The organism is Pseudoalteromonas sp. 68 DY56-GL68, from assembly GCF_041414825.1.
Lineage (GTDB): Bacteria > Pseudomonadota > Gammaproteobacteria > Enterobacterales > Alteromonadaceae > Pseudoalteromonas.
In genome coordinates, this window is the sequence record NZ_JAOCZL010000021.1 from 580542 (window position 1) to 592290 (window position 11749).

The 11749-nt window shown below is 41.1% G+C and carries 10 protein-coding genes; 1 reads left to right on the plus strand and 9 read right to left on the minus strand.

Translation table 11 applies throughout. The annotated features are described in order from the left end of the window. Position 1: 1 nt before the first annotated feature. The 4 genes from NYF15_RS17095 to NYF15_RS17110 all read right to left on the minus strand — a co-directional run bounded on the left by NYF15_RS17095 (position 2) and on the right by NYF15_RS17110 (position 5032). Positions 2 to 328 (minus strand): hypothetical protein, encoded by a 327-nt coding sequence (locus NYF15_RS17095; RefSeq protein WP_130150085.1) that lies wholly within the window; start codon positions 326 to 328, stop codon positions 2 to 4. Between the two features lie 143 nt (positions 329 to 471). Continuing rightward, complete coding sequence (locus NYF15_RS17100; protein ID WP_237118739.1) at positions 472 to 1974, minus strand: alanine/glycine:cation symporter family protein; 1503 nt, start codon at positions 1972 to 1974, stop codon at positions 472 to 474. A 286-nt stretch (positions 1975 to 2260) separates the two neighbouring features. Next, on the minus strand, positions 2261 to 3388 hold the full coding sequence (locus NYF15_RS17105) for a M14-type cytosolic carboxypeptidase (protein ID WP_371354210.1): 1128 nt from the start codon (positions 3386 to 3388) through the stop codon (positions 2261 to 2263). Between the two features lie 201 nt (positions 3389 to 3589). Next, positions 3590 to 5032 carry a glyceraldehyde-3-phosphate dehydrogenase gene (locus NYF15_RS17110; RefSeq protein ID WP_371354211.1) on the minus strand — a complete coding sequence of 481 codons (1443 nt, stop codon included), beginning with the start codon at positions 5030 to 5032 and terminating at the stop codon, positions 3590 to 3592. A gap of 173 nt (positions 5033 to 5205) precedes the next feature. On the opposite strand from NYF15_RS17110, the gene NYF15_RS17115 reads away from it, so the two are divergent. After that, positions 5206 to 6006 carry a DUF2989 domain-containing protein gene (locus tag NYF15_RS17115; RefSeq protein ID WP_371354212.1) on the plus strand — a complete coding sequence of 267 codons (801 nt, stop codon included), beginning with the start codon at positions 5206 to 5208 and terminating at the stop codon, positions 6004 to 6006. Positions 6007 to 6048: 42 nt separating this feature from the next. Here NYF15_RS17115 and ihfA read toward each other — a convergent pair whose 3' ends face one another. The 5 genes from ihfA to NYF15_RS17140 form a co-directional block, all read right to left on the minus strand. After that, positions 6049 to 6348, minus strand: a complete 300-nt coding sequence (gene ihfA, locus NYF15_RS17120) for an integration host factor subunit alpha (RefSeq protein ID WP_036969033.1) — start codon at positions 6346 to 6348, stop codon at positions 6049 to 6051. A gap of 2 nt (positions 6349 to 6350) precedes the next feature. Next, positions 6351 to 8738 (minus strand): phenylalanine--tRNA ligase subunit beta, encoded by a 2388-nt coding sequence (pheT, locus tag NYF15_RS17125; RefSeq protein ID WP_371354213.1) that lies wholly within the window; start codon positions 8736 to 8738, stop codon positions 6351 to 6353. A gap of 15 nt (positions 8739 to 8753) precedes the next feature. After that, positions 8754 to 9734, minus strand: coding sequence for a phenylalanine--tRNA ligase subunit alpha (pheS, locus tag NYF15_RS17130; RefSeq protein WP_062568835.1), 981 nt, complete (start codon positions 9732 to 9734; stop codon positions 8754 to 8756). A gap of 76 nt (positions 9735 to 9810) precedes the next feature. Beyond that, positions 9811 to 10521: a DnaA regulatory inactivator Hda gene (hda, locus tag NYF15_RS17135; RefSeq protein WP_205989508.1), complete on the minus strand. Its 711-nt coding sequence runs from the start codon at positions 10519 to 10521 to the stop codon at positions 9811 to 9813. Further along, positions 10521 to 11576: a DUF2066 domain-containing protein gene (locus NYF15_RS17140; protein WP_130149649.1), complete on the minus strand. Its 1056-nt coding sequence runs from the start codon at positions 11574 to 11576 to the stop codon at positions 10521 to 10523. The genes hda and NYF15_RS17140 overlap by 1 nt, the downstream gene beginning before the upstream one ends. Between the last annotated feature and the right edge of the window lie 173 nt (positions 11577 to 11749).

Genomic DNA, 11749 nt, shown 5'->3' on the forward strand with positions numbered 1-11749 from the left:
GTTACTTTTTCTTTTTCAAAACTACTAAATAGATGCGGCTAACGAGATACCAAACAAAACCTACAGCCATTGCCGCTGAATAGGCATACCACTCAAGAGACTTTGCTTCGGGGTGCATAAAGTAATAACAGAAAAAGCCCCCTAAAAATAAAATCAGTGCGAGGAAAGAGTGATTCATAAACTTTTGTTGTTTACGAATGCGCGTTTCTTTTTGCATTTGTTGCATTTGTTCATTGCTAAGATCGGTGACTTGGCATTCACAATGCGGACACTGCTTATGTTTATCAGATATTGATTTTGCACATTGCGGGCAACTAATAATCGCCATATCTTTCTCCATACTACGCATAAAAAAGGCGCCTTAAGGCGCCCTTTATTGTACTCGTTTTATGAGTCGATGTCTTATTTGAATTTCATTCAATTGTGAAGATTCGAAAACTGCAATCATCAAACTCATCTTGGAAATACGATTTATTCTTTTTCTTTAGCCTTATCTACTAAACGCTTTTCCCAGAAGATCGCATTTTTGATGCCTAACTTAACTGGATCAAAGGTAATTTCACCACCCGCTTTCTTTTGATCTTCATAATCACGTAAACAGTTGAGTGCTGGTTTTGCGACAAAGAAAATGGCTAAGATACCGACAATATTAATCCAAGCCATTAAGCCAACACCAATATCACCAATTGCCCAAATATAGCCAGAATTATTCACCATACCGTAAGCAACCATGAACATGATAACCACTTTAACGACAACTAATGGAATGCTACCTTTAAAATAACGGTTTAAGTAAGCAACGTTAGTTTCTGCAATATAGTAATAAGCAAGGATTGTAGTAAATGCGAAGAAGAACAACGCAATACCAACAAATGCTTCACCAAAACCACCAAATACACTAAATAGTGCCATTTGGGTAAAGGCTGCAGAGCCTACTTCCGTAGCTGCATCAACATTTTGCACAATAAATTGACCCGCAGGTAACTCACCAACAATATTATATTGCTTAGTGATAAGGATCATTAACGCTGTTGCAGTACACACAAAGATTGTATCCACGTAAACAGAAAATGCTTGTACTAAGCCTTGTTGGGCTGGATGATCAACTTCTGCCGCAGATGCTGCGTGAGGGCCCGTACCTTGACCTGCTTCGTTTGAATAGATACCACGTTTAACACCCCAGCCAATTGCAGCACCAAAACCTGCTTGAGCTGTGAATGCATCAGATAAAATCATTGAGAAGATACCAGGCACTTTATCCAGATTTAAAAATACCACGATTAAAGCAAGTACGATGTAACCTAATGCCATAAATGGCACCACGATTTGTGTGAAGTTTGCGATACGTTTAATACCGCCAAAAATAATAAACGCAAGCACGATTAAAATGATAGCCAGTGCAACTAACTTAAAACTACCTACTTCACCAAAACTTGTGTTAACCAGTGTGCCTTCACCAAACACTTGCGTAAATGCATTACCTACCGCATTTGCTTGTACGCCAGGTAAGAATACGCCACAGGCAACAATAGCTGATACGGCAAATAATACAGCTAACCACTTTTGCTGTAAGCAACGGTCAAAGTAATACGCTGGACCACCGCGATACTGACCGTCTTCTTCAGATTTATAAATTTGGCCGAGGGTAGACTCTGCATAGGCTGTACTCGCGCCTAAAAACGCCACAACCCACATCCAGAAAATAGCACCAGGCCCACCGAAGCCAATTGCCGCAGCAACCCCAGCAATATTACCCACACCAACACGGCCAGATAATGAAACAGCTAGCGCTTGGAATGATGAAATACCAGTATCTGAGTTATTAGAACTTAGCAATAACTTACACATTTCTTTGAAATGTCTAACTTGAGCAAAACGGGTTAAAACGGAATAAAATAGACCTGCACCTAGACATAAGTAAATGAGTGCATTACTCCAGATTATGTCATTGACGGCGCTTACAAGAGCTTCCATGGATATCCTCTATGATGATATTTTTTATTGTTAGTTACGATACTCTGCGTGAGCTTGTGAGAATACGCGACATATAAGTGTGAGAAATATTAATAAAATTTAATAACGTCTCAGCGAAACGTATTGAATATTAACTTAAACACCCCATCTTTGTTAACAGTTAATTTTCAAAATGACGTGTACGTGACTTTAATTAACATTCATTGTGCTATTCGTAAGCACCGCTGAAACTTTTATCAGTAGATACAATTACGGGCATCAGTTTTGCTGATGCCCGTAATGTGCGTTATCTTAGTTTATCGACCACGTTCACGATGGCCGCTAACGTATCTTGACCAAATTGATACGAGCGACGATCTGACCAACCGTAATCAGGATCTGGTAAATCATCGTTATCTTTAAATGGCATTTCTACCGTATACGCTAATGCATTAAACTCATGGGCAACAGCCGAAGAACCTACCGTTAAGTTAGCCTGACCCGGCTCATCTTTTGGATAACCATGCTCGTCTTGGAATTCTGGCGTCACTGTTAAAAGCGCAGCTTTAAAGCTATCTTCTAAATCTTTTAAACGGTCATCGTAACCTGGAATACCTTCACTACCTGCGACAAAGTTATAAGGAATTGCTTCGTCACCATGAATATCTAAGTGCATATCAAGGCCAGTTTCACGCATTTTATTTAGCACTAAGAATACTTCAGGGCTATTTTCCATGCTTGGCGTTTGCCATTCACGATTTAAGTTCACGCCTTTAGCATTGGTACGCAGATGACCACGAACGCTACCATCTGGGTTCATGTTTGGCACAATGTAGAACACCGCTTTAGATAAGAGTGCAGCGGCATGTGGGTCTTCATCATCAAGTAGTTTATGAAGTAAACCTTCAACATACCACTCAGCCATCGTTTCACCTGGGTGTTGGCGTGCAGTGACCCAAATGGTCTTTTTATCCTCACTTGGGATACCTACACGCAATACACTCATGTCGCGACCATCAAGTGTTTCACCTAATGTTTCTAGTTCACATGCATGTTGGCTTTGTGCCCATGCAAGTAAATCTAAGTGACGGTCATAGCTATATGGTGCAAAGTAAGCAAAATATATGCTGCCACACTCAGGTTCAACTTCAAAAGATAGCGTGCCATCGACGTACTCAGAAGGAACACGAAACCACGTTTGACGGTCGTATGATGCAACAGCGTGATAACCTTCCCAGCCGTCTGGATACGCTGAGTTTTCTAGGTTATTAATATGTAATTTATGGTTTTGAAACGGCGTTGTTTCAAGACGAAAGTGAAACCACTGGAAAAAATCAGACTGATTGTCTTTATTAATTTCTAATTGAATATTCAGCGGATCAACGGCTTCAATAACCTTGATATTACCACTGTCAAAATTGCTGGTGATTTTCATTCTATAAACCTATTGGTTAAAAATAATTCTTAGCTACTCGCTTGTTAGTTAAGAATTAAGTCAACGCTCTTGTGTAGAACGTTTTGTTAGTAATATGGTGTAGACGTAGCACAGCCTATCACATGCAGAAAATTTGCAAACACTTTCACGACTAAAAAAGCCAGCATAATGCTGGCTTCTAGATTCTTTATTATGTAGCTATTAGCGAGGTAAGCTTGGGAAAGTTACTTCAGCCATGTCACGCATACAACGTACAACCTGACAGCTATAACCAAACTCATTATCGTACCAAACGTAAAGCACAACACGGTTGTCATCTACGATTGTTGCTTGTGAGTCAACAACACCTGCGTAACGGCTACCCACTAAGTCTGTAGATACGATTTCAGTTGACGCTGTGTAATCGATTTGGTCACGAAGATCTGAGTAAAGTGCTGTTTCACGTAAGAACGCATTTAGTTCTTCAACAGTTGTACCTGTTTCAAGGTTTAAGTTCAAGATAGCCATCGATACGTTTGGTGTAGGAACACGGATAGCATTACCAGTTAGTTTACCTTCAAGCTCAGGTAACGCTTTAGAAACCGCTTTTGCAGCACCCGTTGATGTGATAACCATGTTAAGTGCAGCAGCACGACCACGACGCTCAGCTTTATGGTAGTTATCAATTAAGTTTTGGTCATTTGTGTATGAGTGAACAGTTTCAACGTGACCATTCTTGATACCAAACTTATCGTTAAGCGCTTTTAATGTAGGCGTAATAGCATTGGTTGTACAGCTTGCTGCACACACAATTTTATCTTCAGGTTTGATATCTTGGTTGTTTACACCGTATACGATGTTTTTAATATTGCCTTTAGCAGGTGCAGTTAATAATACTTTTGCAGCGCCTTTCGCTTCTAAATGCTGGCCAAGACCGGCTTCGTCTTTCCAGATACCTGTGTTATCGACAACAAGTGCATTCTCGATGCCGTAAGCTGTGTAATCAACTTCGCTTGGTGAGTTAGCGTAGATAACTTGGATGTAACTACCGTTAGCTTTAATTGCATTACGCTCTTTATCAATTGTAATAGAGCCATTGAATGGACCGTGAATAGAGTCACGACGCAGTAAGCTTGCGCGCTTTTCTAAGTCGCCGTCTTTACCGCCACGTACGACGATTGCACGTAAACGTAAATCAGCATAAGGGCCTGACTTCTCAATTAATAGACGCGCTAATAAACGACCGATACGACCGAAGCCATATAACACAACATCACGCGGCTCTTTTCGCTCTGCATTAGCGATTTCCGCCAGTTCGTCAGTTAGGTACTCTTCAACTGAACGACCTTTAGCTGCATCATTAAATAAATAACCATACGCTAGTTTACCAATATCGATACGTGCTGAGTTTAAATCCATTTTGCTAATCGCTTCAAGAAATGGGAAGCTTTCACGTAAACGTAGTTTTGTACCTTCAAACTGAGCAACTGTTTTGTGTGCTTTGATGATATCGATTGTACTGGCATTAACGAGAGGACGGCCATATACAGCAATTTCGATACCACGACTACGGTAAAGCTTACCAATAATTGGTTGCATGCTTTCTGCGTAGTCTTGACGTTCTTGCCAGCTGTTTGTGTATTCTAACTCGTGAGATGAGGTCATTTTTTTTACCTAATTAAACAATTTTGAACGGATAGCCATAAAAATGTACTGTGATTTGAGAGCAGCACATCTCTGGCACGGGTATTCTAATTTAAACTCAAATGATTCTCCACTGTTACAGATCAATTCATTGCGCTAGAATAAAGTAGTATTTATTAACTTGAGGTTAAGGAATGTTATTAAGAGCAAGCCTGCTGCTTGGTTTACTGGCATTAACTGGGTGCGAAGATCCGCTGACACTAGCCAAAGTGTGTGAAGAAACCCCTGGCTTTTGTAATGACCTAAATAAAGATAGCCACTGTAAAGAGCAACGCAAAGACGTCATCATGCAACGTTATATTGAATATAAGTCGCCTACCGATGAAAATAAGTATCAGCTTTTAAAAGGCTTTGAAAAGTATGACCAATGCGTGTCGTTAGCAGCAAAAATTGAGCATATAAAACTAAAAGAAAAAACAACCTCACGAGTTGAAGGCCACTTGACGAGCATTAAGGAAATGACCCGTATCTTTCAAGATACTAAAGACACCAAACACCCAGGCCTTCTTTACTATCACTGGTCACGCAATAATGACCAATCTGCGTTAACTAAGTTACTTGCTCTAGAAAATGATAAAAGTGTCACTGAAAATGCTGAAATGCAATTTTTCCTTGCCAGTTATTATGTAAAGTTTGATGATGAAAAAACAATCGACTTGCTTTACAAAACATTAGAACTCAATAAGGCAGATGAAACCCCAAATCCTGAGATCTACCCAACTTTAGTCAGCTTGTTTTATAAACATGAAAAATACAAGCACGCATATACTTTCGCACGGGTTGCGCAGTTATCTGGCTACGAAAATGTTGATATTTTACCAATCGAACATAAGTTAACAGCCTCAGGTAAGAGCCTAGAAAGCTTAGATGATTTAGCACAACAAACCTACGACAGTATCCAAGCAGGTAAGTTTGTGTCCCCTCGTGATTTTTAAACAGCAAAAAGAAATAAAAAAGGCAGCTAACGCTGCCTTTTTTTATTTTGATTTGCTTGTGCCAACTTCAACGCGAGTTTTTAACTTCTGACCGGGTCTAAAAGTTACCACTCGGCGTGCCGAAATAGGGATATCTTCGCCTGTTTTCGGATTACGGCCTGGACGTTCTTTCTTATCTCGAAGATCAAAGTTACCAAATCCAGAGAGCTTAACCTGCTCACCTTTTTCTAGCGCTGAGCGGATTTCTTCAAAAAACGCTTCAACTAAATCTTTGGCATCTTTCTTATTAATCCCGAGTTTTTCAAATAGGTGTTCAGCTATGTCGGCTTTAGTAAGCGCCATATCTAGTCCCTCAACGATGCGTTAAATTGTTCGGCCAGTGCGGCCACCACATTATCAACTACCTGATTGATATCTTTCTCTTCGAGCGTTCTATCAACCGCTTGTAGTGTTAGAGCAATCGCCAAACTCTTATAATTTGGCTCAATACCTTTGCCCTTATACACATCGAATAAGTTTAGGTCAACCAATTGATTTCCGCCAACTTTTTCTATCACGTTTAAAATATCGCCAGATTTCACCTGATCTTCCACTAAAATCGCGATATCACGGCGGTTTGACGGGAATTTCGACACAGCCACAGCTTCTGGTAATTTTCTTTTTTCTAGTGCAGACATTTCGATTTCAAACACAAATGCTGTGTTATTGATATCTAGTGACTTTTGCACTTGTGGATGCACTGCACCAAAGAAACCTACTTTCTTGCCATCAGAATAAATTACTGCCGATTGACCAGGGTGTAGGCCATCAGACTGCTCTGCTTTTATCTCAAAACGTGCTGTATCATTGCTAATTGCTAAAAGTGCTTCAACATCACCTTTTAAGTCATAGAAATCAACGCTACGCTTTTCTTGAACCCAATGTTCACCGTGTGCAAGACCAGAGATAACACCACCAATGACAGCAACTTGGTTTACGCCGTTTTCAGCATTTTCGTCACGTAAGAATTTTAAGCCGTGCTCAAATAAACGGACACGTGGTTGCTGACGGTTTTGGTTATACACTAATGATGCTAATAGACCCGGCATTAAGCTCACGCGCATTGCTGACATTTCAACTGAAATTGGGTGTGGCAATACAAGTGCATCACTTTGCGGGTGTAAAATTGCTTGTGCTTTTGGATCAACGAAACTGTAGGTTATTGCTTCTTGGTAACCACGCGTTACAAGCGTATTACGGAATTTAGTGACCGCAACATGCGACTCATCATGGTTAGTCATTTTTAATTTAGCAGTTGGTGCAACGTTTGGAATGCTGTTATAGCCGTAAACACGCGCAACTTCTTCAATTAAATCTTCTTCGATACGAATATCAAAGCGATAGCTAGGTACGTCAGCACTCCATACGCCATCAACGATTTTCACGTCTAAACCTAAACGCGTTAGGATGTCAGTCACTTTTGCATCATCAATGTGGTGACCAATTACGCGGTCTAAACGCTCACGACGTAAACGCACTTCTGTTACTTTTGGTAGTTTGTCTGTTGCTACGGCTTCAACAACAGGGCCTGCTTCACCGCCAACAATCTCAAGTAATAATGCTGTCGCACGTTCCATCGCATCTTTTTGCAGTGCAAAATCAACACCACGCTCGTAACGGTGTGACGCATCCGTGTGTAAGCCGTAGCTACGTGCTTGACCAGCAATCGCTACCGGGTTAAAGAAGGCGCTTTCTAATAAGATGTCTGAAGTTGCTTCAGTTACACCAGACTTTTCACCACCAAAAATACCTGCAATAGCAAGCGCTTTGTTGTGATCAGCAATAACAAGCGTAGACTCGTCTAGTTTAGCTGTGTTGCCATCTAACAGAACTAACTCTTCACCCGCGTTTGCGCTACGTACTTTAATACCACCTTCAATCGCATTTAAATCAAATGCGTGCATTGGGTGACCTAGCTCTAATAACACGTAGTTTGTTACATCAACAACAGGGTCAATTGAGCGAATACCGCTGCGACGCAGCTTTTCTACCATCCAAAGTGGTGTTTCTGCATCAAGGTTAATACCTTTGATTACACGGCCTAAATAACGAGGACACGCTTCATCATTTACAAGCTCAATCGATACTTTGTCTTCAATCGTTGCAGCAACTGGTGTAATTTCAAGTGTATTTACATCAACACTATTCAATACGCCCACTTCACGCGCTAGACCTTTAATACCTAAACAATCACCACGGTTTGGTGTTAAGTCAACATCAATAATGTTGTCATCAAGGCTTAAGTATTCACGTAAGTCAGTACCGATTGGCGCATCACTTGGTAATTCCATGATGCCATCGCCTTCTTCGCTGATACCTAATTCAACGAATGCGCACAGCATGCCGTGTGAAGGTTGACCACGAAGTTTGGCTTTTTTGATTTTGAAGTCGCCAGGTAATACAGCGCCAACAGTCGCAACAGCGACTTTCAAACCTTGGCGGCAGTTAGGTGCACCACACACGATATCAAGTAGCTCATCACCGCCTACGTTTACTTTAGTCACTCGTAATTTATCAGCATCAGGGTGTTGACCACACTCAACCACTTCACCAACAACAACGCCTGTGAACTCTGCTGCTGCAGGCTCAACACCGTCAACTTCAAGACCAGCCATTGATAACTGTTCCGAAAGAGCCTGTGTGTCGATTGCTGGGTTAACCCACTCTCTTAACCACTTTTCACTAAATTTCATTTTATATCTTCACTCTTAACGGAACTGGTTTAGGAATTTTAAATCGTTTTCGAAAAATGCACGTAAGTCATTCACGCCGTAACGCAACATGGTTAAACGCTCAACACCCATACCGAATGCGAAGCCTGTGTATTTTTCTGGATCAATACCCACGGATTTAAGAACGTTAGGGTGAACCATGCCACAACCTAATACCTCTAACCACTTGCCGTTTTTACCCATAACATCAACCTCAGCTGATGGCTCAGTAAATGGGAAGTAAGAAGGACGGAAACGAATTTCCATATCTTCTTCGAAGAAGTTACGTAAAAAGTCGTGCAGAATACCTTTTAACTCAGTGAAGCTTACATCTGTATCAACCATTAAGCCTTCCACTTGGTGGAACATAGGCGTGTGTGTTTGGTCATAATCGTTACGATAAACACGACCTGGAGAGATGATACGCAGTGGTGGCTGCTCAGTTTCCATCGTACGGATTTGTACACCACTGGTTTGTGTACGTAACACAAGCTTAGGGTTGAAATAGAAAGTATCGTGATCAGCGCGCGCTGGGTGGTGCTCAGGAATATTTAGCGCATCGAAGTTATGAAAATCATCTTCAACTTCAGGACCTGATTTAACCGCAAAACCTAACTCACCAAAAAAGCTTTCAATACGTTCAATAGTACGAGTTACTGGGTGTAAGCCACCTGTTGGCATAACACGACCTGGTAAAGTTACGTCGATTGTTTCTGCCGCTAGTTTCTCTTCAAGAGCCTTACTTGCTAGTAACTCACGCTTTTCGTTAATGGCTGTTTGTACTTCTTGTTTTGCTTGGTTAATCACTTGACCCGCTTCTTTACGCTCTTCAGGAGCAATCTTGCCTAGCGTTTTAAGTAAGTTGGTGATTTCACCTTTTTTACCAAGGTAATTAACCCTGATATCTTCTAATTGCGCGATTTCATTCGCACTGGCTACAGCCTCGAGTGCTTGCGCTAAAATATTTTCTAAGTTCATTGAGTACCTGGTCTTTCACAGAAGGATTTTGTAATAGCTAATGATAACTGAAAGCAAGGACTAGATTCTAGCCCTACTAAAGCTTTAACGTTGATTTTATAAAAGGAATTGTTAATTTTCTTTGTGCAGCCATAGAGGCATGGTCAAGTTTATCTAAAACATCGAGTAGTGCGCGCATATCACGGCTTAATCGCGTTAATAAAAAGCGCGCGCATTCATCGGTCAGTTCAAGGCCGCGCATGTGGGCACGGCGAACGAGTGCCTCAGCCTTGTCATCGTCACTCATTGAGCGTATTTGCAATGTCGTGCCCCATTTCAAACGCGATACAAGATCAGGTAAATTGATATGCAGCATATCAGGTAATAGATCGGCAGTGACAACCAAGTATTTCCCTGGCTCATTAAAGCGATTGAAGAAGTTAAATAACCCTTTTTCCCATGCATCATTGCCAGCCACTAAATGAACGTCATCGATACATAAAACATCAAGAGTCTCCAAGCCATCCAGAACGACAGGCCCGTAGTCAATCACCTCTCTCATAGACAGTAACATCGTTGATAAACCACGCTCCTGGGCGTCAATACAGGTTGCGTACAACAAGTGAGACTTACCAGAATCACCTAGACCACATAAGTAAGTATATTGGAATTTACTACTTAGTTTTGTAAATGCATCTTTAAGATGACTAACCTCAAGAGAATTCTCGCCACCAAAATAAGACGTAAACGTTTCATCATCAGGCAACGTAACCGGCAGTGCCATTTGCATAGGTTCTTGCACTAGAATTAAAGCCCCTGCCACTGATATTCAAGTTCGTCTTGATTAATAACTTGATAAAAATCTCGAGGGTCCTCATAGGCTTTAAAGGCACTATCAAGTTCTAGCGCTTTTCTAAAATCATTCATACTACCAGTGTGATTAACATTGAATTGCACCATATCTGGTGTACGTAGCAAAATTTCTACACGTGTAACAACACTCAAGGTTGCTAATCGGCGTTTTGCAAGTTCAATATCAACAAAGTTATTAATACCTTTTAAATAAAATGTTGCTGATGCAAGTTGGCCAATCGTAGTCGGATCTATCGCATACTCGAATGCCAAGCCTGTGGCTAAACTATCAACCATATCGGCAACAATCTGTTGCTTGTCACCTACCAGCCGATTCGTTTCAAAAAGGTCATCATTAGTAAAACGCCAATCAAGGATCCACGTTTCTGAGTCTTGTTGTTGATACATTCTTGCAGTGATACTGCGCTCTGCACTATAACGACTCGACGCACGCTCTACAGGCTCAGAAAAATTACCCCATACCTCTGGGATACCTACAATTGAGCGGTCTTGTAAATCAAGCAAAGGAACAACGACAGGTAAACCACGCTCACCTGCTTTATCATAAATTAACTGTTCAAGCTGCGGATATGATTCCTGAGTAACCAGTTCACGGCGCCAGTTATCTTCAATGCCTAACCAGATAGCCACTAAAGGACGGCGTGTACCCCATAATGGCAGACCGAGATCTTTGATCAGTGCATTAATCTTATTCGCTTCAAACTTAACGACCAGATTTAAACTACCGTCTGCTTTTTCGTCATATTCAAACTTAAGCATGTAATCTGAAATATCGCGGGTGCGCTGTTTAGCAAGAGGGTTTTGATCCGCACTTGTATCACCGCTGACCTTAACCAGCACATTAAGCAGTGCTTCACGACTTGCTGCCAAACGAGCATCGCGTGATTTGTCTGCAACTTTAAGGGTATCTTGATATAGATTAGTCACCTCAACAGCAAAAGTTGAAGCACTCGAAAAAAATAATAATAAACAAATAAGTAATCTAGACACAGGCCATTAGTTCTTGCTTTTAAACTGTTTTGATCCTAAATCAAAGCCATACACAAAGCAAAGTTAATTTAATGAATGGTAGCTGACAATGAGGATAGAGCGCGTATAAAATCGCGATGACAAACGCAAAAAACCCGTTGCATTGCTGCAACGGGTTTCTTTAATTAGGAGCC

Excerpts from the sequence above, each read along its gene's own strand:
- NYF15_RS17095 (WP_130150085.1), bottom strand. The coding sequence starts at position 328 with ATGGCGATTATTAGTTGCCCGCAATGTGCAAAATCAATATCTGATAAA.
- NYF15_RS17115 (WP_371354212.1), top strand. The coding sequence starts at position 5,206 with ATGTTATTAAGAGCAAGCCTGCTGCTTGGTTTACTGGCATTAACTGGG.
- NYF15_RS17105 (WP_371354210.1), bottom strand. The coding sequence starts at position 3,388 with ATGAAAATCACCAGCAATTTTGACAGTGGTAATATCAAGGTTATTGAA.
- NYF15_RS17100 (WP_237118739.1), bottom strand. The coding sequence starts at position 1,974 with ATGGAAGCTCTTGTAAGCGCCGTCAATGACATAATCTGGAGTAATGCA.
- pheT (WP_371354213.1), bottom strand. The coding sequence starts at position 8,738 with ATGAAATTTAGTGAAAAGTGGTTAAGAGAGTGGGTTAACCCAGCAATC.
- ihfA (WP_036969033.1), bottom strand. The coding sequence starts at position 6,348 with ATGGCGCTTACTAAAGCCGACATAGCTGAACACCTATTTGAAAAACTC.
- NYF15_RS17110 (WP_371354211.1), bottom strand. The coding sequence starts at position 5,032 with ATGACCTCATCTCACGAGTTAGAATACACAAACAGCTGGCAAGAACGT.
- pheS (WP_062568835.1), bottom strand. The coding sequence starts at position 9,734 with ATGAACTTAGAAAATATTTTAGCGCAAGCACTCGAGGCTGTAGCCAGT.